23 protein-coding genes and 1 other annotated feature are annotated in these 24,150 nt (G+C 46.4%); of the genes, 16 read left to right on the top strand and 7 right to left on the bottom strand.

What is annotated here, in order from left to right; all coding sequences use genetic code 11:
- Positions 1-2 precede the first annotated feature (2 nt).
- A complete protein-coding gene (locus tag PQQ36_RS11895; RefSeq protein WP_011078636.1) occupies positions 3-452 on the top strand; it encodes a hypothetical protein in 450 nt (149 codons plus the stop codon).
- A gap of 72 nt (positions 453-524) precedes the next feature.
- Here PQQ36_RS11895 and arcA read toward each other — a convergent pair whose 3' ends face one another.
- Positions 525-1,241, bottom strand: coding sequence for a two-component system response regulator ArcA (arcA, locus tag PQQ36_RS11890; protein WP_011078635.1), 717 nt, complete (start codon positions 1,239-1,241; stop codon positions 525-527).
- Between the two features lie 363 nt (positions 1,242-1,604).
- Here arcA and PQQ36_RS11885 point away from each other — a divergent pair, with 363 nt between their 5' ends.
- Both PQQ36_RS11885 and PQQ36_RS11880 read left to right on the top strand, forming a co-directional pair.
- Entirely contained in the window at positions 1,605-2,012 is a 408-nt protein-coding gene (locus PQQ36_RS11885; RefSeq protein WP_011149526.1) for a DUF3293 domain-containing protein, read from the top strand.
- A gap of 58 nt (positions 2,013-2,070) precedes the next feature.
- Positions 2,071-2,553 carry a putative 4-hydroxy-4-methyl-2-oxoglutarate aldolase gene (locus tag PQQ36_RS11880; RefSeq protein WP_011078634.1) on the top strand — a complete coding sequence of 161 codons (483 nt, stop codon included), beginning with the start codon at positions 2,071-2,073 and terminating at the stop codon, positions 2,551-2,553.
- On the opposite strand, the gene PQQ36_RS11875 is transcribed toward PQQ36_RS11880, so the two are convergent.
- Positions 2,550-3,014 carry a hypothetical protein gene (locus PQQ36_RS11875; RefSeq protein ID WP_011149528.1) on the bottom strand — a complete coding sequence of 155 codons (465 nt, stop codon included), beginning with the start codon at positions 3,012-3,014 and terminating at the stop codon, positions 2,550-2,552. The two genes, PQQ36_RS11880 and PQQ36_RS11875, sit on opposite strands and share 4 nt — an antisense overlap.
- 318 nt (positions 3,015-3,332) lie before the next feature.
- Positions 3,333-3,455, top strand: a sequence feature (Thr leader region).
- Between the two features lie 30 nt (positions 3,456-3,485).
- Between PQQ36_RS11875 and thrA the strand changes: the two genes are divergently transcribed.
- Genes thrA through thrC form a run of 3 tightly spaced genes read left to right on the top strand, consistent with a single transcriptional unit; the run spans position 3,486 to position 8,197 of the window.
- Entirely contained in the window at positions 3,486-5,945 is a 2,460-nt protein-coding gene (gene thrA / locus PQQ36_RS11870) for a bifunctional aspartate kinase/homoserine dehydrogenase I (RefSeq protein ID WP_011078632.1), read from the top strand.
- A gap of 18 nt (positions 5,946-5,963) precedes the next feature.
- A complete protein-coding gene (gene thrB / locus PQQ36_RS11865; RefSeq protein WP_011078631.1) occupies positions 5,964-6,920 on the top strand; it encodes a homoserine kinase in 957 nt (318 codons plus the stop codon).
- Positions 6,917-8,197, top strand: a complete 1,281-nt coding sequence (gene thrC, locus PQQ36_RS11860) for a threonine synthase (protein ID WP_011078630.1) — start codon at positions 6,917-6,919, stop codon at positions 8,195-8,197. Before thrB ends, thrC begins: the two co-directional genes overlap by 4 nt.
- Positions 8,198-8,320: 123 nt before the next feature.
- Here the strand turns inward: thrC and grcA are convergent, their stop codons facing one another.
- A complete protein-coding gene (gene grcA, locus PQQ36_RS11855; RefSeq protein ID WP_011078629.1) occupies positions 8,321-8,698 on the bottom strand; it encodes an autonomous glycyl radical cofactor GrcA in 378 nt (125 codons plus the stop codon).
- 324 nt (positions 8,699-9,022) lie between these two features.
- Between grcA and nfo the strand changes: the two genes are divergently transcribed.
- The 3 genes from nfo (at position 9,023) to PQQ36_RS11840 (ending at position 11,549) form a co-directional block, all read left to right on the top strand.
- Positions 9,023-9,904: a deoxyribonuclease IV gene (gene nfo / locus PQQ36_RS11850; protein WP_045596264.1), complete on the top strand. Its 882-nt coding sequence runs from the start codon at positions 9,023-9,025 to the stop codon at positions 9,902-9,904.
- Between the two features lie 301 nt (positions 9,905-10,205).
- On the top strand, positions 10,206-10,886 hold the full coding sequence (gene ung / locus PQQ36_RS11845) for a uracil-DNA glycosylase (RefSeq protein ID WP_011078627.1): 681 nt from the start codon (positions 10,206-10,208) through the stop codon (positions 10,884-10,886).
- A 111-nt stretch (positions 10,887-10,997) separates the two neighbouring features.
- On the top strand, positions 10,998-11,549 hold the full coding sequence (locus tag PQQ36_RS11840; RefSeq protein ID WP_013572407.1) for a hemerythrin domain-containing protein: 552 nt from the start codon (positions 10,998-11,000) through the stop codon (positions 11,547-11,549).
- Positions 11,550-11,626: 77 nt separating this feature from the next.
- Here the strand turns inward: PQQ36_RS11840 and PQQ36_RS11835 are convergent, their stop codons facing one another.
- Positions 11,627-11,812 (bottom strand): DUF3545 family protein, encoded by a 186-nt coding sequence (locus PQQ36_RS11835; protein ID WP_013572406.1) that lies wholly within the window; start codon positions 11,810-11,812, stop codon positions 11,627-11,629.
- A gap of 711 nt (positions 11,813-12,523) precedes the next feature.
- Here PQQ36_RS11835 and PQQ36_RS11830 point away from each other — a divergent pair.
- Both PQQ36_RS11830 and yaaA read left to right on the top strand, forming a co-directional pair.
- On the top strand, positions 12,524-13,954 hold the full coding sequence (locus PQQ36_RS11830; protein ID WP_011078624.1) for an alanine/glycine:cation symporter family protein: 1,431 nt from the start codon (positions 12,524-12,526) through the stop codon (positions 13,952-13,954).
- A gap of 104 nt (positions 13,955-14,058) precedes the next feature.
- Positions 14,059-14,835 carry a peroxide stress protein YaaA gene (gene yaaA / locus PQQ36_RS11825; protein WP_011078623.1) on the top strand — a complete coding sequence of 259 codons (777 nt, stop codon included), beginning with the start codon at positions 14,059-14,061 and terminating at the stop codon, positions 14,833-14,835.
- Between the two features lie 72 nt (positions 14,836-14,907).
- Here yaaA and srmB read toward each other — a convergent pair whose 3' ends face one another.
- Both srmB and PQQ36_RS11815 read right to left on the bottom strand, forming a co-directional pair.
- A complete protein-coding gene (gene srmB, locus PQQ36_RS11820) occupies positions 14,908-16,134 on the bottom strand; it encodes an ATP-dependent RNA helicase SrmB (protein WP_039552717.1) in 1,227 nt (408 codons plus the stop codon).
- Between the two features lie 108 nt (positions 16,135-16,242).
- Positions 16,243-16,962: a tRNA1(Val) (adenine(37)-N6)-methyltransferase gene (locus PQQ36_RS11815; protein WP_273661264.1), complete on the bottom strand. Its 720-nt coding sequence runs from the start codon at positions 16,960-16,962 to the stop codon at positions 16,243-16,245.
- 308 nt (positions 16,963-17,270) lie between these two features.
- Here PQQ36_RS11815 and brnQ point away from each other — a divergent pair, with 308 nt between their 5' ends.
- Complete coding sequence (brnQ, locus tag PQQ36_RS11810; RefSeq protein WP_011078620.1) at positions 17,271-18,584, top strand: branched-chain amino acid transport system II carrier protein; 1,314 nt, start codon at positions 17,271-17,273, stop codon at positions 18,582-18,584.
- 111 nt (positions 18,585-18,695) lie between these two features.
- On the opposite strand, the gene fldB is transcribed toward brnQ, so the two are convergent.
- Positions 18,696-19,214, bottom strand: coding sequence for a flavodoxin FldB (gene fldB, locus PQQ36_RS11805; protein ID WP_011078619.1), 519 nt, complete (start codon positions 19,212-19,214; stop codon positions 18,696-18,698).
- Between the two features lie 159 nt (positions 19,215-19,373).
- Here fldB and xerD point away from each other — a divergent pair, with 159 nt between their 5' ends.
- The 4 genes from xerD to prfB all read left to right on the top strand — a co-directional run bounded on the left by xerD (position 19,374) and on the right by prfB (position 24,136).
- Positions 19,374-20,291 carry a site-specific tyrosine recombinase XerD gene (gene xerD / locus PQQ36_RS11800; RefSeq protein WP_011078618.1) on the top strand — a complete coding sequence of 306 codons (918 nt, stop codon included), beginning with the start codon at positions 19,374-19,376 and terminating at the stop codon, positions 20,289-20,291.
- 26 nt (positions 20,292-20,317) lie between these two features.
- Complete coding sequence (dsbC, locus tag PQQ36_RS11795; protein ID WP_013572401.1) at positions 20,318-21,103, top strand: bifunctional protein-disulfide isomerase/oxidoreductase DsbC; 786 nt, start codon at positions 20,318-20,320, stop codon at positions 21,101-21,103.
- A gap of 51 nt (positions 21,104-21,154) precedes the next feature.
- A complete protein-coding gene (gene recJ, locus PQQ36_RS11790; protein WP_011149541.1) occupies positions 21,155-22,894 on the top strand; it encodes a single-stranded-DNA-specific exonuclease RecJ in 1,740 nt (579 codons plus the stop codon).
- 143 nt (positions 22,895-23,037) lie between these two features.
- Positions 23,038-24,136, top strand: a protein-coding gene (prfB, locus tag PQQ36_RS11785) for a peptide chain release factor 2 (protein WP_096325347.1) whose coding sequence is annotated in 2 segments (ribosomal slippage) — positions 23,038-23,112 and positions 23,114-24,136 — 1,098 coding nt in all. Because the reading frame shifts where the segments join, the coding sequence is not laid out codon by codon here.
- Positions 24,137-24,150: the final 14 nt, after the last annotated feature.

The following is a 24,150-nucleotide window of genomic DNA, read 5'->3' as shown; positions in this document are numbered from 1 at the left end:
AAATGAAAAAACCATTAATTGCACTGCTGCCACTATTGCTGTTGGTAGGATGCACCTCCGAGCCAAACGTGAGTTGGCAGCAAGATAATCGTATCACCATTGCTGATACTCGCATTGAACTGGCCAGTAACCTTTGGATCAACCAGATGCCGACGCTAGGTGAATCGCAACAAGATAACCTGCATGGCGCTTTGTATCTCTCGTCGGATCGCGATCTGCCAGCTAGCTTAACAGTGAGTGAGTTAACGATTAAGCAAGGCGATCAAGAGTGGAAAATTGATGGCGATTTGCTTGAATTGCGCACGCACAGTGAGAATAAATGGGAAATTGCCTTTGTGTGGCAAGCGAATTTTGATCCAGAAAAGAATGTTGATTTGCTGGTGGAGCTCGATAATCACGGTAAACGTGAATGGTTAGTTGAGCGCAACATTACGATCGATAAAGTGTTTTAAGCCAAACGGATAGGGCATAACAAAATAAAAAAGGTTGGTAAACACCAACCTTTTTTTGTTTATGCGGCGCGCTTACGCTTCTAAATCACCACAGAAACGGTAGCCTTCACCGTGAATGGTTGCGATGATTTCTGGTGTGCCAGATACCGATTCAAAGTGCTTACGGATGCGACGAATGGTCACGTCAACGGTACGATCGTGCGGCTTCAGTTCACGTCCCGTCATCTTCTTCAGAAGATCGGCACGAGTTTGGATCTTGCCTGGGTTTTCACAGAAGTGCAGCAATGCACGGAACTCTGAACGTGGCAGTTTGTAGCCATCACCCGATGGGCTGATGAGTGAGCGGCTGTTGATATCCAACACCCAACCGTTAAATTCGTATTTCTCAACCGAACGTTTTTCTTCCGGCATAACACTGCTGCTCATAGAGCGGCTTAGCAGGTTACGAGCACGGATCGTCAGTTCGCGAGGATTAAATGGCTTCGTGATGTAATCATCTGCGCCGATTTCTAAGCCAAGAATCTTGTCGACTTCATTGTCGCGACCGGTTAAGAACATCAAAGCAACATCGGCTTGCTCGCGGAGTTCACGGGCAAGAAGAAGGCCGTTTTTACCAGGCAGGTTGATGTCCATAATCACCAGATTAATACTATTTTCAGACAGCATGTGATGCATCTCATCACCGTTGCTGGCTTCAAATACAGCATATCCCTCTGCTTCAAAAATACTCTTAAGAGTGTTACGAGTTACTTGCTCATCTTCGACGATAAGAATCTGCGGGGTTTGCATTGGCGGTACCTAAATTTGTGACAAAATTGTACGAATAGAATAAATTCTAGGCAAAAACATAACATACAGGTAATGATTTTTTGATAATAAAACAAAGTGATCAAAAAAACACTTCTTTAAGTTATCTGCCTTCCGTGGGTTCTCGCCAAATGTATACAGTGTCCAACTGTTACTGGATTATTCTACTGGGTCTGTTTACCTTTCGACGCCTTTCGTCTGGTGTGGAAAGGTAAGCATCCCAAGGCTTTTGTGCGGATTCTATAATGTTAACAGCATGCTAACAATGAACAAATGTTAATTCCATTCACTTTGTTGATTTATATCAATTGATGAAATGTAACAATTATTAATCGATGGAGACTTATGATAAATAATGGTGAAACAACTGTAGATGCGTCATTATGGCATGCCTATTCAGCCTCTTTTTTCCATTTTAATGATGAATGGCAAAGCGATCGTTTCGCCATTATTACAGCATGGAACCCTGCGAGTATTTTGCAGTCAAAAAAAGAGAATTGCATAAGTAATCAGAAGTTAAAAACAAAGATTAACACGCGACGCTTTTGTTCTGTTTTAGTCGCCGATAAGGCGTGCTGCTGGAGCGAAGAAAGTTTTGCTGTCGAGATAAATTTGAATTACGCACTAAACTTAGCAAGAGAGTTCAAACAAAACGCGATTTATTTTGTTGAACAAGGAGAGCTTTTTTTAGTGTCTTGCTTGAGTGATGAAAGGAAAGAATCACTGGGGCCGTTTGACCAGCGCATCAGATAAGAAATTTTGAATTCGAGCCGCATGTTTGATGTGGCAAAAATTTTCTCAAGGAGGATATATGAAGGACATTACCCCGGATATCTGTGATCAACATGAAGACAAAGTCACTTTACTCAATTTGCCATTACAGAATTTTGGTCAGAAAGCGGCATTCTTCGGAGAGATTGTGACCGTTCGCTGTTATCACGATAACTCGAAAGTGCGAGATGTTTTGAGTGAAAATGGTAAAGGTAAAGTGTTGGTTGTGGATGGGCATGGTTCCTGCCAAAAAGCATTACTTGGCGATCAATTAGCGATATTGGCCATTGAAAATGATTGGGAAGGGGTGATTGTGTTTGGTGCCGTGCGCGACGTCGCCCAGATGTCACAGATGGAACTGGGGATTAAAGCATTGGGCACGTCACCATTCAAAACGGAAAAACGAGGGGCCGGTGAAGTCAATGTTACCTTAACCATGCACAACCAAATGGTGCAGCCAAAGGATTACATCTACGCCGATTGGAATGGAATTCTTATTTCCAAAGAGTTGCTTCAATTCTAAAAGCGGAAACCTAAACCAAACTCAATACCTTGTTGCCACTCTTGCAGGTCGAGAGTGGCATGCAAATCCAGTTGTTCGCTAATTTTGACTCGGCTTGTCACTTCTGCAGCAAAATTACCATTATGTTCAGTGCCACTTTCTTCCTGAACTTTGAAGGAACGAATGGTACTTTTCACTACCACCCGATCGCTAATTTGGTAACTCACGCCACTTAAAAAGCCACTCTGATTGGCTGTTTGCGAGTTATTGACACGAGCGCCCACGTAAAGGTCCACTGAATCAAACAATTGATAGGCGTAGCCTCCATCGATATTCCAGACATCAAAACTTTCTTCTGTTTGACTTTCACTGGTGAGAAACAGTTTGTGGGGCGACGTTTTCGTCGGGTTTAAAGCAGGCAAATTGTTGGCATATGCATGAGAAAACACAAAGAAAAGCAGCAAGATGGGCCAGTTTTTCATACCACTACTCCTTGTGATTATTATGAGGATTTTTTTATTGTACTCTCAAGTTAAGCACAAAATTCCTCCCATGTTGGGAAAAATTTTTCCGTCGAAGATCTAGGTTAGCGAGTTTTCTACAGCCATTTTGCTGAGAAGATCAAAATGCTGAGATTTAAGATCCTGAAAATGAGAACACGATCCTAAAATGTGCGCATATGCATAACCCCCGTGATAAAAAAAACGTAACTTTTTGTTGACGAACCGCTCGAAACTACGGTAAACGTAGATACAAGCAAACACACAAAAGCAATAGATAACGTTTTATGATTCTTAACAGCCAACTAGTAATGACCACCACCATTATTATTACCGACATCACACATGTTGGGGCAGGCTGCTGAGCGAAAGAACAAATTTCAAAAAAAGGCCTGTATCCAACAAGATACAGGCCTTTTTTTATACAGATTAAAAATAATCCGGGAGGAAGGGATGCGAGTATTAAAGTTTGGTGGCTCATCGTTAGCCGATGCAGACCGCTTTTTAAGAGCGGCGGACATTGTTGCTAACAATGCCAAGCAGGAAGAAGTTTCTGTAGTGTTGTCGGCGCCAGGGAAAACAACCAATAAATTGGTCGCGGTCATTGAGTCTGCACTGAAAAATGGCGAAGCAGAACGACAAGTCGACGAGCTAGACAGTGCGTTCAAACAATTGCTGAGTGATATTAAACAGCAGCTTCCTAGCCTTAACGGTGACGCGTATTTAAAGCAAGTCGCGGATTCACTTTCGCAACTGCGTCAATTTGTTCATGGTATCGGCTTGTTGGGGATGTGTCCTGACAACGTCAATGCTCGCATCATCAGCAAAGGTGAGCGTGTTTCCATCCAGTTGATGAAGGCGGTGTTGGAAGCAAAAGGTCATCTCGTTAATCTTATTGACCCGGTTGACTACTTGCTTGCCCATGGTGATCACTTAGAAGGGATGGTGGATGTCGATGTATCTACGCAAAACTTCCGTTCAAATCCTCTTCCTCAGGGGCACGTTCATATCATGCCTGGCTTTACCGCGGGCAATAAGCATGGTGAGCTGGTTACTCTAGGTCGTAATGGTTCCGATTACTCAGCTGCCGTGTTGGCGGCATGTCTGCGCGCGGATTGTTGTGAGATCTGGACGGATGTGGATGGGGTGTACAACTGTGACCCTCGTTTAGTCGAAGATGCTCGCTTATTGAAGTCATTAAGCTATCAAGAGGCCATGGAGCTTTCATACTTTGGCGCATCCGTTTTGCATCCCAAAACCATTGCGCCAATTGCTCAATTTCATATCCCATGTTTGATTAAGAACAGCTTCAATCCTCAAGGTGCTGGTACGCTGATTGGCCAAGATACAGGCGAAGATAATCTAGCGATCAAAGGCATCACTACGCTCAATAACCTGACGATGGTCAACGTGTCTGGACCGGGAATGAAAGGCATGGTTGGTATGGCGAGCCGAGTATTTGGTGCGATGTCGGCCTCTGGCGTGTCAATCGTTCTGATTACTCAGTCTTCTTCTGAGTACAGTATCAGCTTCTGTATTGAAGCTGCCGACAGACCTTTAGCCGAACAGGCACTCTCAGATGCTTTTGAGTTAGAACTGAAAGATGGTCTATTGGAGCCCGTCGAGTTCCTGACTAATGTCTCTATCATCACGCTGGTGGGTGATGGTATGCGCACTTCCAAAGGTGTCGCATCACAATTCTTTGCTTCTCTTGCGGAAGTGAGTGTCAATGTCATCGCTATTGCTCAAGGTTCGTCAGAGCGCGCTATTTCAGCGGTGATCCCAGAGGATAAGATCTCTCAAGCGATCAAAGCGTGTCATGAAAATCTCTTCAACTCGAAACATTACCTTGATGTTTTTGTTGTTGGTGTCGGTGGTGTTGGTGGTGAGTTGGTGGATCAGATCCAGCGTCAGCAAGCCAAACTGGCAGACAAAGGCATTGTCATCCGAGTGTGTGGTTTGGCCAATAGCAAAGGGCTATTGTTAGACAGTAACGGCTTACCACTGGAACATTGGCGTGACCGCATGGCCAATGCATCTGAAGCGTTTAGCCTTGCCAGTTTGATTGCCACCGTGCAGCGTAACCATATCATCAACCCTGTGCTCGTCGATTGTACTTCTAGCGACGTGATTGCTAACCAATACGCAGAGTTTTTAGCCGCTGGTTTCCATGTTGTGACGCCAAATAAGAAAGCAAATACCGCGAGTATGGCGTATTACCATCAGCTACGCGATGTGGCACGCAGCTCTCGTCGTAAGTTGATGTATGAAACCACGGTTGGTGCAGGCTTGCCTGTGATCGAGAACTTGCAAAATCTGATTTCTGCCGGAGATGAGTTGGAGCGATTCAGCGGCATTCTCTCTGGTTCACTTTCCTTTATCTTCGGTAAGTTGGATGAAGGCATGACGTTGAGTGAGGCGACCAATATCGCCAAACAAAATGGTTTTACAGAGCCAGATCCTCGTGATGATCTGTCCGGAATGGATGTGGCGCGTAAACTGTTGATCTTGGCGCGTGAAGCGGGCATGGCATTAGAGCTGGAAGATGTCGAAGTGGATCAAGCCTTGCCACCAAGTTTTGATGATTCAGGCAGTGTCGATGAATTTATGGCTCGACTACCGGAAGCTGATGCGTACTTCAAGCAACTTTCTGCGCAAGCGGCCGAAGAAGGCAAGGTACTGCGTTATGTCGGTGAAATCATCGATGGTAAGTGCAAAGTCTCGATCGCTGCGGTAGATGAAAATGATCCGATGTTCAAAATTAAAGATGGTGAAAATGCGTTAGCATTCTACAGCCGTTACTATCAGCCGATCCCGTTAGTATTGAGAGGTTACGGTGCCGGTACTCAAGTGACTGCGGCAGGCGTGTTCTCAGATGTGATGCGTACTTTAGGCTGGAAATTAGGGGTTTAATCGATGAGTTCAAGCGATATGGCTGTGGTAGTGTACGCTCCCGCTTCTATTGGTAATGTCAGTGTTGGTTTTGATGTATTAGGGGCGGCAGTGTCGCCCATCGATGGCACTTTACTTGGCGATCGAGTCATGGTGAAAGCGGGGAACGAGCCGTTTTCGTTAAAGACGGCGGGTAGTTTTGTTGCAAAGCTGCCAAGCGATCCGAAAGAAAACATTGTTTATGATTGCTGGCGAGTGTTTGCTCGCGAACTCGATAAAAAAGGTCTTGAGCTCAAACCGCTTGAGATGACATTAGAAAAGAACATGCCGATTGGATCTGGGCTTGGCTCTAGTGCTTGTTCTATTGTTGCCGCGTTAGATGCCCTCAATCAGTTCCATGCCAACCCACTGGATGAAATGGAATTGCTCGCACTGATGGGTGAAATGGAAGGTCAAATCTCCGGTGGAGTGCACTATGACAACGTTGCACCCTGCTATTTAGGTGGCTTGCAATTAATGCTCGAAGAGCTCGGCATTATTAGCCAAGAAGTTCCGTGCTTCGATGATTGGTATTGGGTGATGGCCTACCCTGGCATTAAGGTGTCGACGGCAGAAGCGCGTGCGATTTTACCTTCTCAATACCGACGTCAAGATGTGATCGCACATGGCCGCCATTTGGCCGGCTTTATTCACGCTTGTCACTCAGGGCAGCCTGAGCTTGCCGCGAAGATGATCAAAGACGTGATCGCAGAGCCTTATCGTGAGAAACTGCTTCCCGGTTTTGCCGATGCGCGTAAATATGCCGCTTCTGCGGGGGCATTGGCAACGGGCATTTCTGGCAGTGGGCCGACACTGTTTAGTATTTGCAAAGACCAAGATGTTGCACAGCGTGTAGCACGCTGGTTAGAACAAAATTACGTACAAAATGAAGAAGGATTCGTCCACATTTGTCGTTTAGACAAAAAGGGCTCAATTGTGACAGGAAGTGAGCTATGAAGCTTTACAACATAAAAGAAAATGACGAACAAGTTTCCTTTGGCCAAGCCGTGCGCCAAGGGTTAGGCCGTAATCAGGGGCTATTTTTCCCAGCAGAATTACCGAAATTTGATGATATCGATGCGTTGCTTGCGCAAGATTTTATCTCGCGCAGCACTGCGATTCTTTCCGCGTTGATTGGTGATGAGCTAGCAGAAGACAAAGTTAACTCAATGGTGGATGCGGCATTCCAATTCCCAGCACCGATTAAACAAGTGAAAGAGGGTGTCTACGCGCTTGAACTGTTCCATGGACCGACACTTGCCTTCAAAGACTTCGGTGGCCGCTTTATGGCTCAGTCGTTGGCTGCGGTTTCTGATGGTGGAAAAATCACTATTCTAACAGCGACATCGGGTGATACAGGAGCCGCGGTTGCACACGCTTTTTACGGTATGGAAGACATCAATGTGGTCATTCTTTATCCGAAAGGCAAAATCAGCCCATTGCAAGAAAAGCTGTTCTGCACATTAGGCAAAAACATTCACACGGTAGCGATCAATGGTGACTTTGATGCGTGTCAGGCGCTGGTGAAGCAAGCGTTTGATGATGCAGAGCTGCGTGAAGAGATTGGTCTCAACTCCGCAAACTCCATCAACATTAGCCGTTTGATGGCGCAAATCTGCTACTACTTTGAAGCAGCGGCGCAGATGAGTAAGCAAGAGCGCGAGAATCTGGTGGTGTCGGTACCAAGCGGCAACTTTGGTAACCTTACTGCGGGTTTGCTTGCTAAAGCTCTGGGTTTACCGATTAAGCGCTTTATCGCTGCAACGAATGCCAATGATACCGTGCCTCGTTACCTAGAAACCGGTAAATGGGATCCAAAACCGACTGTCGCGACGACTTCAAATGCCATGGACGTGAGTCAGCCTAATAACTGGCCACGAATTGAAGAGTTGTGCCGTGTGAAAGAGTGGGGTTTGGAAACTTTGGGCAAAGGTGCTGTGTCTGATGAGCAAAGTGCGCAATCGGTGAAAGATCTCTATTCACTTGGTTACCTTTGTGAACCACATGGTGCGATTGCCTATCGTGTGCTGGATCAGCAGCTACAAGAAGGTGAAACTGGCTTGTTCCTCTGTACCGCACATCCGGCGAAGTTTAAGGAAGTGGTCGATGACATTCTTGGCAGTGACATCGATTTGCCAGCACCACTGGCAAAACATGCGGTGATGGAACTGCTCTCAGAAGAGTTGGATGCGGATTTTACGGCTCTGAAAGAAGTATTGCGTCGCGTGCAATAAGCAGGCATCAATCTCACAGGTGGAGCTTGGCCTCCACCCTATTGTTTTCTTTAGAAAACAAATGCAAGAATAGAAAAACGGCGCTCGATGAGCGCCGTTTTTTTTAATATTTAGGTCTCTATATTATAGAGATTCAGTAAACGTACGAGCAATGACGTCACGCTGTTGTTCTGGTGTTAGTGAGTTGAAACGCACAGCATAACCCGATACACGGATGGTTAGTTGTGGGTATTTCTCTGGGTGCGCAACTGCATCTTCTAGCGTTTCACGTTTTAGAACGTTCACGTTTAGGTGTTGACCACCTTCAATGCGAGGTGCTGCTTCGATAGCCACTTCACGGCTTTCAAACTCACCTAGCTCGTTAATTGCAACGATTTGATCGGCTTCGTAGCCAGAAACTGCCGCTACACAGCGAGCTTCATTTTTCTCGCTATCTAGAAGCCAGATTGAGTTTAGTAGGTCGTCGTTTGCTGCTTTAGTAATTTGGATACCTTGGATCATCACTATCTCCTAGTCCACTTACGTGGTGATTATTGGTGTTAATTTTCGAATTTTGTCGAGCTGAGTATTATATAGCTAATATCCATTATGATAGTATTGATTTAGGTCAAAAAACAACTAAAAACATTAATTTTGTGATGGTTATTTTATTGAGTTAAATCAATAAACCCTTTAAAAACTATCAATTACGATTTATTTGATAATATCAAAAATAGTTAAGTGTTAATTTTGTTGTAAATTTACTACAAAATTAATTGGAAATTTGACTGAACTAAGCTAAATGGTTGTAATTAGCCCCTTATCTTGAAAGTGTTAAGTGATTAAATGACAAACAGCAAAAACCGTTTTGGTAACAAATTTATTGGCGCGCATGTTTCAGCGGCGGGCGGGGTTGACAATGCACCTCTGCGGGCGCGTGAGATTGGAGCAAACGCGTTTGCTTTGTTCACGAAGAATCAACGTCAATGGGTTGCCAAGCCATTAGAAGAGAAAACCATCTCGGCGTTCAAAGCCAATTGCGCGTTGTTGGGTTTTTCTCCACAGCAAATTCTTCCCCATGATTCTTATCTTATTAATTTAGGTGCGCCAGAAGCGGAGAAGCTGGAAAAGTCTCGTCTCGCGTTTATTGATGAAATGGAGCGATGCCAGCAGCTAGGGTTGAACTTACTCAATTTCCACCCAGGCAGCCATTTGGAGAAGATCTCAGAAAAAGCGTGTTTGTCTTTAATCGCAGAATCGATCAACTTAGCGCATCAAGCGGTACCTGATGTGGTGGCGGTGATAGAAAACACGGCCGGACAAGGTTCCAACTTAGGTTGGCGATTTGAGCACCTTGCAGAAATCATTGAGCAGGTTGAAGATAAGAGTCGAGTTGGGGTTTGTTTGGATACTTGCCACACCTTTGCCGCAGGCTATGATCTGCGAACTCCTGAGGCGTGTGAGGCGACCTTCGCTGAGTTTGAACGTGTGGTCGGAATGCACTATTTACGTGCAATGCATATTAATGATTCAAAAGTAAAATTAGCCAGTAAGGTGGATAGGCACCATGCCCTAGGGAAAGGTGAAATTGGCTGGGACTGTTTTGAATACATTGCGAAAGACAGCCGTTTTGATTCTATCCCATTGATTTTAGAAACTATTGAACCTGAACTTTGGCCGCAAGAAATTGAGCAGTTGAGAAAATATCATCTCTCTTCAATCGCTTAGCGCTTTTTGTCATCAGATTGGCATCTTTCTTTCATAGCAAACAAGAACAATAGTGTTTATCGAGTTTGTCACAGGAGGATGCCACTATGTTTACAACCATGATGTTCCATTCCACTTACGTTGTGCGTTCTGTCGCAAGACGGCCAATACCGAACCGTCATATTACCGGGCAGGGGCATGCAAGAACGCCACAAAAAAGCCCACAAAGTCACGAAAAAAACCAATAGCTTGTGATGAATTTGGTTAGGGGAGTGACCTGACTTAGAATAACCGCCTGATGGTTTTCAATAGGATTCTCCCCATGACACAGCAACTCACTTGGCACGATGTAATTGGTGCGGAAAAAGAGCAAAGCTATTTTCAACAGACACTCAACTTTGTTGAAGCAGAGCGACAAGCTGGCAAAGTGATTTACCCTCCAGCAAAGGATGTCTTCAATGCCTTTCGTTATACCGAGTTTCAAGATGTCAAAGTGGTGATCTTAGGACAGGATCCTTACCATGGCCCCAACCAAGCTCATGGTTTGTGTTTTTCAGTGTTACCGGGCATCAAGACACCTCCTTCTTTGGTGAATATGTACAAAGAGTTGGCGCAGGATATCCAGGGCTTTCAGATCCCGGCGCATGGTTACCTTGAAGCTTGGGCTAAACAAGGCGTATTGCTGCTCAATACGGTGCTTACGGTGGAGCAGGGCAAAGCGCATTCTCACGCTTCATTAGGATGGGAAACATTCACTGACAAAGTGATTGAGGCGATCAATCAGCACCAACAAGGTGTGGTATTCCTATTGTGGGGATCGCACGCACAGAAAAAAGGCCGATTTATTGATCGCCATAAGCATGTGGTTCTCACCGCGCCACACCCATCCCCTCTTTCTGCTCACCGCGGCTTTTTGGGCTGTAAGCATTTTTCACAAGCGAATCAACATTTACTTGATCAAGGAAAGCAAGCAATAGACTGGCAACTACCTTTGTCGCTCTAAGCACATTTGAATGTAATTTCGTAGAAAGCGATGGTTTTTTGAGCGATATCTAAGCCGAATGGCGTTCTATCTTATACACTTACAACAAATGAGGTGTTAAGGAGAAACGCTATGATGATTGAACGGATAAGACGCGAACACGGTTACATTGTGCGCATGCTCGCTATACTGCGCCATAAAGTGGAGTTGCTCAAAAATGAGCAACCTATTAACTACAGTTTGGTCGCCGAGATTGTCAGCTATTTATCTGATCATGCGGAGAAGGTGCACCATCCGAAAGAAGACATCCTTTATCGCCATTACTTAGAGCATTACGGCGCGCAGAGAACCATTGAAAACTTAGAGCTTGAACACAAAGAACTAGCGAAGAAAACCGCAGCTTTTGCTGACGTGGTGCATATGATTTTGAACGATGCAGTGGTGCCACAAGCGATGTTCATTGAGCAGTTAGAGGCGTTTATCTCATCACAACGCCAACATTTGGACATTGAAGAGCGCTTGATTCTGCCATTGATCGCCGAGTCTTTTACCACACAAGATTGGCAACAAGTGGAATCACAATGGCTGGTTAATGAAGACGATCCAGTCTTTGGTGAAACCATTGCCGATCATTACCGACAACTGGCAGAGCGTGTACAGCAAAGTGAAAAAGAGATGATCTAGCCCAAAATAAACAAAGGCACCTGTGAGAGGTGCCTTTTTCGTTGAGTAAGAGTGCTATTTTTTGTTCGTTAATGTGGTTAAAGCTTAATATCTTCCAGTGAGTAGTCGTGACACATGTCCATATCACGCAGCTCTTTGAGTAAGTTACGTCGGTCAAGCATCGCCTCAATTTCACGCCATTTCCTTTTTACTGGTTTAGAGCGCGTTTTCGTTGTGCTTGTTGTTTCAAAATCCAGTAAGTCATCTAGTTCAAAGCCATCCATAAGCCACCTCACATAAATCACCAGCGCTTGTGCAGTCACTAAGTACCACAGTTTCTCCGAGCATAACCATGATAGATTTCGCATTTGTGTCGGTATGATGAAGATTTCGATTAAAACTGAACACACCATCACATTTTGCTTGCAATAAGAGCTCAAAAAGTGAGCGATCGATCTCACGAAAACGATTAAATGAAAAGAATTTTAATGTTAACAATGTGTGTGTTTATACAGTACGAAGTCAAAGAGAGGAGGGTAAGGATCCGAAAAGGCGCTTGTGAATTTCTCATCCACAACAGGTAAGTGAGGGAGGGGGCGTGGGGAAAGAGCAAAAGCCTTGTCACTCTTGGTTTAACAGAGAATTGACGCGAAATGAAAAACAAAATATTTCGATACATTTTGTTGTAATGGAATTGTTTGGTTTATGTAACTGCTTTTGATTCTTGATTCTGGTTTGTATGTTAAGAAATGGTATAAAAATAGTGAAAAATACAAAAATTGAGTATGCAGTTTCATATTGATTTTTGCGTGGCTAGGCTGCATTATCCGCCCGTCAAAAAACGCTAGTACGTAAAACGGATGCATGAAGCGACATTTACGATTCTAGATTGCAGAAAGAAAATAATAGTTCACCAAGCTAATTTGACACTTGGTTAAGCAATCTGGTGGATGGCTCGGAAGCACAGACTGGCGCAAACTCAATTTGAGGTAACTATGACAGACTTGATCAATCTAATGAATGACCTGCTTTGGGGTTCCATTCTTGTTTATTTGCTTGTCGGTGTGGGAATTTATTTCACGGTTCGACTCGGCTTCATTCAGTTCCGCCATTTCGGCCACATGTTTTCTGTTCTAAAAAACAGCCGTAAATCGGACAACGCTGGTATCTCCTCCTTTCAAGCGCTTTGTACCAGCCTTGCTGCACGTGTAGGCACTGGTAACATGGCCGGTGTGGCTGTTGCGCTGACCGCCGGTGGCCCTGGTGCGATTTTCTGGATGTGGCTCATCGCCATGTTGGGTATGGCGACATCATTTGCTGAAAGTACGCTAGCTCAGCTCTACAAAACCAAAGATGACGATGGCAACTATCGTGGTGGTCCTGCTTACTACATGGAAAAAGGCCTTGGTATGCGTTGGATGGGGGTGCTGTTCTCCATCTTCCTTATCATTGCTTTTGGTCTGGTGTTTAACGCGGTGCAAGCCAACTCGATCGCCAACGCAATGCAAAATGCCTTTGGTTGGGAAAATGCCTACGTAGGCGTTGTGATTGTGGTGCTGTCTGGTGTGATTATCTTTGGTGGTATCAAGCGTATCGCGCGTACTGCTGAGCTTATCGTTCCAGTGATGGCATTGGCTTACCTTGCTTTAGCGCTGTTTGTGATGCTCTCTAACTTGGAGAAACTACCTGACGTACTCATGCTGATCTTCAAGAGCGCTTTTGGCTTGCAAGAAGCGGCTGCGGGTGGTTTGGGCTACGCGATTGCACAAGCGATGATTAATGGTATCAAACGTGGCCTGTTCTCGAACGAAGCCGGTATGGGTTCCGCGCCAAACGCTGCGGCATCAGCTACGCCATATCCTCCACACCCAGCTTCTCAGGGGTACGTGCAAATGCTGGGCGTTTTCATGGATACTATTGTGATCTGTTCAGCGACCGTTGCAATTATTTTGATGTCGGGCGAGTACGTGCCGCATGGTGAGATCACGGGCATTGAATTGACTCAGTTAGCGTTAAGCTCGCAAGTGGGTAGCTGGGGTAGCATTTTTGTCGCGGTCGCGATCTTCTTCTTCGCGTTCACCTCCATCATTGCTAACTACTCTTATGCAGAAACCAACTTGGTCTTCTTGGAGCACAACCACAAAGCTGGCTTAAATGTTTTCCGTTTGGTCGTGCTTGGTCTTGTGGGCTTTGGTGCGATTGCGCCACTTCCAGTGGTATGGGCTCTGGCTGACGTATCGATGGGTCTGATGGCCATTGTGAACTTAGTCGCGATCCTGCTGCTATCTGGTATCGTGATTAAACTGGCAAAAGACTACAACCGTCAGTTACAAGCGGGTAAGTTGCCAACCTTTAATGCCGATGATTTTCCTGAGCTGAAATCTCAACTGGAAGAAGGCATTTGGGACAACAACAAGAAAGACTAAGGTAGAAATCGAGATTTTCTATCACTGTGATTCGAAAAGCCGTGCAGACAATGCACGGCTTTTTTTGTACCCTAGACAAAAAGAAAATAAGGGAAAGAATCGTCATGCTTATCGTTGTTTCACCAGCTAAAACTCTGGACTACGAATCACCACTCGTGACCCACAAGTTCACTCAGCCAGAGCTCGTGGATTACTCAAAACAGTTGATTGAAGTTTGCCGTCAGTTGACGCCTGCGGATGTGGCTTCGTTGATGAAAGTGAGTGATAAAATCGCCGATCTCAATGTGGGTCGCTTCCAAGAGTGGAGCGAAGAATTCACTCCAGATAACGCGCGCCAAGCGATTCTGGCTTTTAAAGGTGATGTGTACACAGGGCTTGAAGCGGAAACGCTCAACGATGACGATTTTGATTACGCGCAAAAACATTTGCGTATGCTATCTGGGCTGTATGGGCTATTAAAGCCACTGGATCTGATGCAACCCTATCGCTTGGAGATGGGCACAAAATTGGCCAACCCCAAAGGCAGTAATCTTTATCAGTTTTGGGGCAATGTGATCACTGAGAAACTTAATGAGGCGATTGTGGCTCAAGGTGATAACGTGTTGATCAATCTGGCGTCCAATGAGTATTTTAAAGCGGTGAAACCGAAAGCCTTGGACGCGCAAGTGATCACGCCGATTTTTAAAGATGCGAAGAACGGTCAATACAAGGTCATTAGCTTTTTTGCTAAAAAGGCGCGAGGCATGATGGCGCGCTACATCATTGAAAATCGTATTTCGAGTGTGGCGGATTTAACTCAATTTGACAGTGCGGGTTACTACTTCGTCGAAGAAGAGTCGACCCCGACAGAATTGGTGTTTAAGCGCGAAGAGCAACACTGAGATTTGGTTTTAGTTAAGGTCTGAAAACAGAAAGGGTTGGCACAGTGCCAACCCTTTTACGTTATCGAACCATTACTTTTTCTTTTTGGTGCTTTTCTTTTTCACTGACGTTTTTTTATCGTCTTTTTTCTTTTTCTTCTTAAACACCGGCTTCTTGTGTTGAGGGCGAAGCTCTTTGACAAAGCGCTCTTTAATATCCTCTTTCACATAGCGAGCAACGCGATCCATCATGGGTTGGTCGTGGGCTTCTACAATAGAGATTGCGTTGCCTTTCTTACCTGCGCGAGCGGTACGACCGATGCGGTGAAGGTAAACATCGGCACTGCGTGGCATGTCGAAGTTTACAACGTGTGACACGTCAGGCAAGTCGATACCACGAGCTGCGACATCCGTTGCAAGCAGCACATTCACACTGCCATCACGGAAGCGAGCAATCGCGTTGTTACGACGATCTTGCGGCATTTCACCTTGAATCCAAGCGCAATTGACTTGTTCGCTTTCGAGGTGAGCACGTAGATCCGCCAGACGTTCACGTGTTTTGAGGAAAACAATCGTACGTTCCGCTTGGTTGTTGATGATGTCTTTCAGTAGCGCGAGCTTGTGCTCCATGTTATCTGCACGGTAATACCACTGGGTGATTTTTTTACGCTCGCGGCGCGAAGGCTCAGCATCAATGTCCGCAGGATCGTTCAGCAGATCCGCGGTAAAACCTTCCACCCCTTTGCCTTCTAGCGTTGCAGAGAAGAGCATGGTCTGTTTGCGCCAACGACATTCGTTAGATAGGCGATCCACTGTCGGAGCAAAGCCCATGTCAAGCATGCGGTCTGCTTCATCGAGGATCAGCCATTCGATCGCGCGGCAATCAAAGCGCTCTGCTTGGATGTACTCCATCAAGCGGCCCGGTGTCGCTACCACGATATCTTGTGTGGTAGCAAGGATATCCGCATGTTCTTGGTATTGAACACCACCTGTGATGGTGAAAATGTTCAAACTGGTATTTTTGGCAAGCGCACGAGCTTGATCGGCCACTTGCATCGCTAGCTCACGGGTTGGCGTGAGGATAAGAACGCGTGCTGGTCCTGGTTTACGGCGTGGAAAATCTTGCAAGTATTGCAGCGCAGGCAAGACAAATGCGGCGGTTTTTCCGGTTCCTGTCGGAGCGGAAGCAAGAATATCACGGCCTTCTAGGGCTTGTGGAATTGCTTCTGCCTGAATTTGAGTTGGGCGCTCGTAACCCATCTCTTCGATGGCAGACAGCAAGTTTGGGTCAAGATCAAGATCGGCAAAGGTTCTGATCACAGTGTGTTCTCCACAAGCAATGCCCTGAGATACAAAGTTCAATGGGCAGCAATAGTTTAAAAGGGCGAATATTATAGAGTGTTCGGTGATTTTGATCACACGTTATTTCTACATCTTGAGATAAAAATCCTGGCACAGTTTGACAAAGTCTGCGCTGTAGGTCGATCCGTCGTTGATCGTGAGATGCTCTTCACTCGTTGTTGCCGTGGATAAACCGAGTTCAAACAGTAAGCGATGAACAGGCTTATTCGGATTAGGCTTGACACGACATAGCCGGTGCAGGTGCCAACCTTGCTGTTGAGCGAGTTGCAGAAATTGTTCTCCCTCGGTCAGTGGCAACACAAAGTTAGCTTTGCCATTCGGGGTGAGTAATTCTCTGCAGCGCAATAACAGCGCATCGTGAGCTAGAGTATCGGTGTGTCTGGCGGTAGCGCGCTGCGTCGCTTGGGCTTGTTCGCCGCTATTAAAATAAGGCGGGTTACAAATAATGCCATCAAAACGATGTGTAAAATTGAGCTTGAGTACGTCACCGTGTTGCAAGTGAAGCCTTGAGTGCCAAGGGCTGTGGCTGAAGTTTTCTTGTGCGGCTTCCATGGCATGCGCGTCAATATCGACGGCTGTGATCGAAAGATGTACGTATCGCTGAGCGCACATCAAGCTAAGCAATCCTGTCCCTGTACCAATATCGAGTAGGTTTTGGCTGTGATGGAAGTCGGCCCAAGCACCAAGTAATACACCATCAGTACTGACAGGCATACCAGAGTTGCTGCTGGCGATTGAAAACTGTTTAAATTTGAACCCTTTAGTTTTTAATGTGCCACTCTTCATGTTTATCTCTTCATTTTCTCTATTTCTAGATAGAAAAACCATTGTTAACGATTTGTTTGAATTATTTCTCTATCTGTTATCGCTTTGATGCGGCATTGTGTAGGTTATCTGTCTAAATACAAATTAGATCTCAGTCACATTCACTGTGATATTGTCACTTATATAAATTAATATAGTGTTTTCGGGCTTAAAGGTTGCCAATTGGTGGTCATTTCGTCATTATGCGCCCCTAAAATTAGCACAATCGTCGGTCGCAAGAGCGGCGAATGCATACACAACATCATTCAGAATTATTCTAAGGGTTATCTGTGAATCAGACTTTAAAACTAACCGATATTATCGCAGTCGGCTTTATGCTGTTTGCGTTTTTCTTGGGAGCGGGCAACATTATTTTCCCTCCTCTAGCAGGTCAACTTGCGGGTGAGCATCTGTTCCCTGCGATGTCAGGCTTCCTTGTGACGGCAGTAGGTCTTCCTTTGATCACCATTATTGCCATTGCCGTTGCTGGTGGATCTTGGGATCACTTAACCAAAGATCTTCCTAAACAAGCAGCAACATTGATGGCGGTATTGATTTTTATCATCATCGGTCCTGCGTTTGCCGCGCCACGTACTGGCCTAGTAGCCTACGAAATGGCGGTGAAGCCTTTCTTTGTTGATGCGCTTCAGTCGCATTTGACCATTTTCTCGATCCTTTTCTTTGCGGTGGCGATGTTCTTTTCTTGGTCGCAAGGCAAACTGATTGACATCATTGGTAAGGTATTAACACCGGCGTTGTTTGTTGGTCTGATTATTTTGGCGCTTGCGGTATTTATTGATCCTCAGGGCGAAATGCTTGCTGCGCAAGGTGAGTATCTAACACAGCCACTCACCAAAGGTTTCCTTGAAGGTTACAACACCATGGATACGTTTGGTTCACTGATGTTCGGTATGCTGATCGTTGATGCGCTGCGCAGCCGTGGTATTACGGAGCGTTCTGCAACGACTAAATACCTGATTTACGCAGGTTTCATTGCTGCAGCCGGTCTGGCATTTGTTTACATCTCATTGTTCTACCTTGGCGCAACGAGCGCGGCGGTGGCCTCTGGTGCGGACAACGGTGGCGTGGTTCTCAGCCTATATGTTCAAGCGCTGTTTGGTCCTTATGGTCAAATCGTGTTGTCTGTAATTGTACTGCTTGCCTGTTTAACCACTGCGATTGGTCTGATCTCAGCGTGTTCAGATTACTTCAGCTCACTGACTCCGCTTTCATACAAAGCGTGGGTTGTGATCAATGGCGTTGCTTGTGCTGTGGTGGCGAATGTTGGTCTTGCACAGCTTATCGCTCTGTCTGTGCCGGTCCTGTTTGCACTATACCCAGTGGCCATTGCGTTGGTGGCACTGACTTTCGTGCGTAAGAAATTGCCAAACCCACAAGTGGCGTACCGCGTGGTTATCCTTGTTTCACTGCTGTTTGCCTTGATTGATGCAGCAAAAGTGGCGGGCGTGGATGTGTCTGCATTCAAAGTACTGCCGCTATTTGAAGTGGGCATGGCGTGGTTGCTACCAACCATGACGGCGATTGTGTGTATGTTCTTTGTCAGCCGCTCTGTTCGTCAAGAACTGGCTGAAGAAGCCGCTTAATCGCAGCACTTTAAGAAAACGTAAGACAATAAAAAGCCCGTCCAATGTGACGGGCTTTTTGCTGACTGCTGATTCACAAACCGGCGAGATTCAGAAAATTCGCCTTAAGCGTTACAGCTTGTCGTGAAATTCCGTTAGAACTTGCTCAATCCAAGTTTCAATGCGCTCGTCGCTCAATTCGTATTGGGAATCTTCATCGAGCGCCAAGCCAACAAAGTGGCTGCCATCTTCAGTGAGGGCTTTGGAGGCTTCAAACTGGTAGCCTTGATTTGGCCAATAGCCGATGAACTCCGCACCTACCGCTTTAAGCTCATCGTGCAGCAATCCCATCGCGTCGAGATACCATTCACCATAACCTTCTTGGTCACCAAGACCGAAAAGTGCGATGGTTTTACCTTGCACTGGAGAGGAGGCGAGATCGTGCCAAATGGCAGCCCAATCTTCTTGAATTTCGCCAAAATCCCAAGTGGAAATGCCAAGAAGCAGCAGGTCATAGTCTGCCATTTGTGCGAGGTCGCACTCTTTGACATTATGGATCTCAACCAAGTCATCCCCCAAAATGGCGCGCATTTTTTCTGCCGCCATTTCGGTGTAACAGGTGGTTGAGCCGTAAAAAAGTCCGATTTTCATCTGCGTTATCAGTACTGTTTTGCCATGCGATGGCGAATTCTACCTCGATTCTGCGGAGGATTGCAGCGAATATCGCGTCCGAATGGATTTTTTATAGCATTAAATCTGTGGCTGTCTTACTCTCAGCACTGTTGATTTACAGTGATTTAAGGTGTGTCCATGCAACAAACGGCATCGGTTAATATGCAAGATTTTGGCTACGTAGAGCAATTTCTCGATGCGATGTGGATGGAGCGAGGCCTCGCAGAGAATACGTTGGCCTCTTACCGCAACGATCTGATGAAGTTATTGCAGTGGATGGAGGCGAATCATTATCGGCTCGATTTCATCAGTCTGTCTGGGCTTCAGCAATACCAAAGCTATTTGGTGGATCAAGACTACAAGCAGACTTCAAGAGCACGGATGTTGTCAGCGATTCGTCGTCTGTTTCAATATCTCCATCGAGAAAAAGTGCGCGCCGATGATCCTAGTGCCCTATTGGTCAGCCCTAAATTACCGCAACGTTTGCCAAAAGACATCAGTGAAGAGCAGGTCGATGCGTTATTGGATGCGCCCGATCCGAATGATCCGGTGGAACTGCGTGACAAAGCCATGCTTGAGCTACTGTATGCCACGGGATTGCGTGTTACCGAGCTGGTGAGTTTAACCATGGAAAACATCAGCTTGCGTCAAGGTGTGGTGCGGGTGACGGGTAAAGGTGGCAAAGAGCGCTTAGTGCCCATGGGGGAAAATGCCATCGACTGGATCGAAACCTTTATCAAACAAGGTCGTCCGGCGTTATTGGGTGAAACCTCTTCGGATGTGGTGTTTCCAAGTAAGCGTGCCAGACAAATGACCAGACAAACCTTTTGGCATCGCATCAAATTCTATGCGGTGATTGCAGGTATCGATACTGATCATTTGTCACCACACGTTTTGAGGCACGCTTTCGCCACCCATTTATTGAACTATGGGGCCGATCTCAGGGTCGTACAGATGCTGCTTGGTCATAGTGACTTATCGACCACGCAAATTTATACTCACGTGGCAACAGAACGACTAAAACAGATTCATAGCCAACATCATCCGCGTGCTTAAAGCGGAATAACGACAAGGTGATTTTAATGAGCGTATTACGCCGATTAACTCTTTTAACTCTTCCTCTCTTTGTGACGGCCTGCGGTGCTGAAGAAAGCCAAGCGGTCGAAACAGCTCAGCCAGCGGCACAAGTGGCGGCGAGCACGCATTTTGATAGCGAGGCTCTCAAAGCTCGTTTTTCCAAGCTGGGCCTGAACATCATGGATATTCAACCTTCGGATGTGGCGGGTTTAGTCGAAATTCAAACCAGTGGCGGGGTGTTATTTGCGTCTAATGACGGTAGCCACTTTATCGCAGGAACCTTGTATTCCATTGACGAAAATGGTCAATACAAGGACGTAATCGCAGAACGCCAAGCGCCGCTCAACGCCAAGAAAATTGCCGAATTTGCTGACAGCGCGATCGAGTACAAAGCCAAAGATGAAAAATACGTGGTGACGGTGTTTACCGACATTACTTGCGGTTACTGCGTTCGTCTACACAGCCAGATGCAGGGCTACAATGACTTAGGTATCACCGTGCGTTACATGGCATACCCACGCCAAGGTGGCACGGGCCCTGTGGCAGAACAAATGGCGGGCATCTGGTGTGCCGCTAATCCGCAAGAAGCGATGCATGATGCTAAAGTGAACCGCAAATTTGCCCCAGCGAAAAATGATTTACAGCAGTGCAAGCAGACCGTGGCTCAACATTACCAACTTGGTCAGCAACTCGGTATTACAGGCACGCCTGCGATTTTCTTGCCAAATGGTGAGCTGGTTGCTGGTTACTTGCCACCAGAAAAACTGCTAGAACGTTTACAGCAACCATAAACCTTCAAGGAGCAGAGCCTGCGCGTTTGACCCGCGGGCTCTATTCAATTAATGATAGAAATACAACGACGACCAGAACCCGATCTTTCCCTCTTGCCCGACAGTGTGCCGGATATCCTCAAACGCATCTATCTCAACCGTGGTATTCAAGACATAAGCCAGTTGGAAACCGCCGTCAAAGGGTTGCATTCATACCAAAAACTGCACGGAATTGAACTTGCCGTTGCGCTGCTTTTTGAGGCTATACGTGAGCAGAAGCGCATTATTGTGGTCGGGGATTTTGATGCTGATGGCGCGACCAGCTCGGCACTCTCGGTCCTTGCACTGCGCATGCTTGGCAGCAACAATGTCGACTACTTAGTACCAAACCGCTTTGAAGATGGCTATGGTTTGAGCCCTGAAGTGGTCGAGCAGGCTATCGCCTTGGGCGCTGAAGTGATCATGACCGTGGATAACGGCGTCTCCTCCATTGAAGGGGTGCGTTATGCCAAAGAGCATGGCTTAAAAGTGTTGGTGACCGATCACCATTTGCCCGGGCAAGTGTTGCCTGAGGTAGATGCGATGGTCAATCCAAACTTACAGACCTGCGCGTTTCCTTCCAAAGCACTGGCTGGGGTTGGCGTGGCTTTTTATCTGATGATGGCCTTGTGTGTCCACATGCGTCAATGCGGTTGGTTTGCCGAGCAAGGTATGGCAGAGCCGAAGCTGATGGAGCTGGTGGATTTGGTGGCCTTAGGCACCGTTGCGGATGTTGTTCCGCTGGATGAGAACAACCGCATTTTGGTGCACCAAGGTCTACAGCGCATTCGCGCCGGGAAAGCGCGTCCGGGTATTCAAGCCTTGATTGAAGTGGCCAAGCGCGATGCTCGTCGTTTGGTGGCGGCAGATTTCGGTTTTGCACTGGGCCCGCGCATCAATGCCGCAGGACGTTTGGATGACATGTCGTTTGGGGTTGAATTGCTGATGTGCAACAACATCCACGCGGCGCGTCGTATGGCGCATGAACTGGACGGGCTCAATCAAACTCGTAAAGAAATTGAAGAGGGCATGAAGCAAGAGGCAATGGCGTTTTGTGAACGTCTGCAGTTTGGCGAAAACAGCGAGTTGCCTTATGGTTTGGCTCTTTTCCAGCGTGATTGGCATCAGGGCGTGATTGGCATTCTAGCGTCGAGAATCAAAGAGAAATATCATCGTCCGGTGATTGCATTTGCCGATGGTGGCGATGGGTATATCAAAGGATCTTGTCGCTCTATTCCTGGCCTACACATGCGCGATGCGCTGGATTTGATTGATACACAAAATCCCGGCTTGATCCTCAAATTTGGTGGTCACGCGATGGCGGCTGGCTTGACCATCAAAGAGTGCGATTTTGAACGATTTAGTCAGCTGTTTGATCAACTGGTGAAACGCGAATTGGATGAAGCCGCACTGAAAGGTATTGTGCTTTCTGATGGCGAACTCAAGCCTGAAGAGTTTTCCATGCATACAGCGGAGCTGCTGCGATCTGCGGGGCCTTGGGGGCAGGCATTTCCAGAGCCCATTTTTGATGGCGAATTTAAAGTGCTGCACCAGAAATTGGTCGGCGAAAAACATCTAAAATTGATGCTTGAGCCTTTATTCAAAGGCTATCCAACCAACATCATGATTGACGGGATCGCCTTCAACGTCGATTTACGTCGCTGGCCAGATGCCTCGGTGAAAACCGTTCGCCTTGCCTACAAACTGGATATCAATGAGTTTCGCAACAATCAATCGTTGCAATTGATGATTGAACACATCGAGGCTCGATAACCGCCATTAAAGGAGTGAGAACGAATCTCGCTCCTTTTTTCTCTTCAGGATTCGACAAATTTCCTCCCAATTTTTCCTGTATCTCTGTCACATTTTTGAGTAGAATTCCTCGGTTAAATTCTACTCTAAAATGTTGAGCCAACATGTTTGAAATCAATCCCATTAAAAACCGTCTACAGGACGTGTCTGAGCGCACAAATGTCCTGAGGGGGTATCTTTGACTATGACGCTAAGAAAGAGCGTCTAGAAGAAGTTAACGCAGAACTTGAACAACCGGACGTTTGGAACGAGCCTGATCGAGCGCAAGCTCTCGGTCGTGAACGTGCGTCACTGGAAGCGGTTGTTGAAACCATTGATCAACTTGATCAAGGTGTGGATGACGTTGAAGGTTTGCTTGAGCTGGCCATTGAAGCTGAAGATCAAGAGACCTTTGATGAAATCGGTCCAGAACTTGAAGCCTTAGAAGAGAAGCTCGCGGGCTTAGAGTTCCGTCGCATGTTCTCTGGCGCACACGATTCTTCAGATTGCTATATTGATCTGCAAGCAGGTTCTGGCGGTACAGAAGCGCAAGACTGGACGAGCATGATGCTTCGCATGTATCTTCGTTGGGCTGAAGCGAAAGGCTTCAAAACCGAAGTGATCGAAGTCTCCGAAGGAGATGTTGCTGGCCTTAAGTCGGTCACCGTACGTATTATCGGTGATTATGCTTATGGTTGGTTGCGTACCGAAACGGGTGTTCACCGTTTAGTGCGTAAATCTCCGTTTGACTCAGGCGGTCGTCGTCACACTTCTTTTGCTTCTGCGTTTGTTTACCCAGAGATTGATGAAAACATCGACATCGACATTAACCCTGCCGATCTCCGTATTGACGTGTATCGTGCGTCTGGTGCGGGTGGTCAGCACGTAAACACCACCGAATCTGCGGTACGTATTACCCACGTACCAACGAATACCGTGGTTCAGTGTCAGAACGACCGTTCTCAACACAAAAACAAAGATCAAGCGATGAAGCAGCTTCGCGCTAAGCTGTTTGAACTTGAGTTGCAAAAGCAAAATGCGGAAAAACAAGCTAATGAAGACGCTAAGTCTGACATTGGCTGGGGTAGCCAGATCCGTTCTTACGTATTGGATGATTCACGCATTAAAGACCTCCGTACGGGCGTCGAAAACCGTAATACTCAAGCGGTTCTTGACGGTGATCTGGACAAATTTATTGAAGCTAGCCTGAAATCAGGCCTTTAAGCTTTTCACCGACT

Source organism: Vibrio sp. CCUG 15886 (assembly GCF_028570825.1).
GTDB lineage: Bacteria > Pseudomonadota > Gammaproteobacteria > Enterobacterales > Vibrionaceae > Vibrio > Vibrio vulnificus_B.
Note: the sequence above shows the minus strand (reverse complement) of the source record. Positions and strands in the feature narration are given on the sequence as shown.

Bases quoted from the DNA above. Each gene is read 5' to 3' on its own strand.
- PQQ36_RS11895 (WP_011078636.1), top strand. From the start codon at position 3: ATGAAAAAACCATTAATTGCACTGCTGCCACTATTGCTGTTGGTAGGA.
- arcA (WP_011078635.1), bottom strand. From the start codon at position 1,241: ATGCAAACCCCGCAGATTCTTATCGTCGAAGATGAGCAAGTAACTCGT.
- PQQ36_RS11885 (WP_011149526.1), top strand. From the start codon at position 1,605: ATGATAAATAATGGTGAAACAACTGTAGATGCGTCATTATGGCATGCC.
- PQQ36_RS11880 (WP_011078634.1), top strand. From the start codon at position 2,071: ATGAAGGACATTACCCCGGATATCTGTGATCAACATGAAGACAAAGTC.
- PQQ36_RS11875 (WP_011149528.1), bottom strand. From the start codon at position 3,014: ATGAAAAACTGGCCCATCTTGCTGCTTTTCTTTGTGTTTTCTCATGCA.
- thrA (WP_011078632.1), top strand. From the start codon at position 3,486: ATGCGAGTATTAAAGTTTGGTGGCTCATCGTTAGCCGATGCAGACCGC.
- thrB (WP_011078631.1), top strand. From the start codon at position 5,964: ATGGCTGTGGTAGTGTACGCTCCCGCTTCTATTGGTAATGTCAGTGTT.
- thrC (WP_011078630.1), top strand. From the start codon at position 6,917: ATGAAGCTTTACAACATAAAAGAAAATGACGAACAAGTTTCCTTTGGC.
- grcA (WP_011078629.1), bottom strand. From the start codon at position 8,698: ATGATCCAAGGTATCCAAATTACTAAAGCAGCAAACGACGACCTACTA.
- nfo (WP_045596264.1), top strand. From the start codon at position 9,023: ATGACAAACAGCAAAAACCGTTTTGGTAACAAATTTATTGGCGCGCAT.
- ung (WP_011078627.1), top strand. From the start codon at position 10,206: ATGACACAGCAACTCACTTGGCACGATGTAATTGGTGCGGAAAAAGAG.
- PQQ36_RS11840 (WP_013572407.1), top strand. From the start codon at position 10,998: ATGATGATTGAACGGATAAGACGCGAACACGGTTACATTGTGCGCATG.
- PQQ36_RS11835 (WP_013572406.1), bottom strand. From the start codon at position 11,812: ATGGATGGCTTTGAACTAGATGACTTACTGGATTTTGAAACAACAAGC.
- PQQ36_RS11830 (WP_011078624.1), top strand. From the start codon at position 12,524: ATGACAGACTTGATCAATCTAATGAATGACCTGCTTTGGGGTTCCATT.
- yaaA (WP_011078623.1), top strand. From the start codon at position 14,059: ATGCTTATCGTTGTTTCACCAGCTAAAACTCTGGACTACGAATCACCA.
- PQQ36_RS11815 (WP_273661264.1), bottom strand. From the start codon at position 16,962: ATGAAGAGTGGCACATTAAAAACTAAAGGGTTCAAATTTAAACAGTTT.
- fldB (WP_011078619.1), bottom strand. From the start codon at position 19,214: ATGAAAATCGGACTTTTTTACGGCTCAACCACCTGTTACACCGAAATG.
- xerD (WP_011078618.1), top strand. From the start codon at position 19,374: ATGCAACAAACGGCATCGGTTAATATGCAAGATTTTGGCTACGTAGAG.
- dsbC (WP_013572401.1), top strand. From the start codon at position 20,318: ATGAGCGTATTACGCCGATTAACTCTTTTAACTCTTCCTCTCTTTGTG.
- recJ (WP_011149541.1), top strand. From the start codon at position 21,155: ATGATAGAAATACAACGACGACCAGAACCCGATCTTTCCCTCTTGCCC.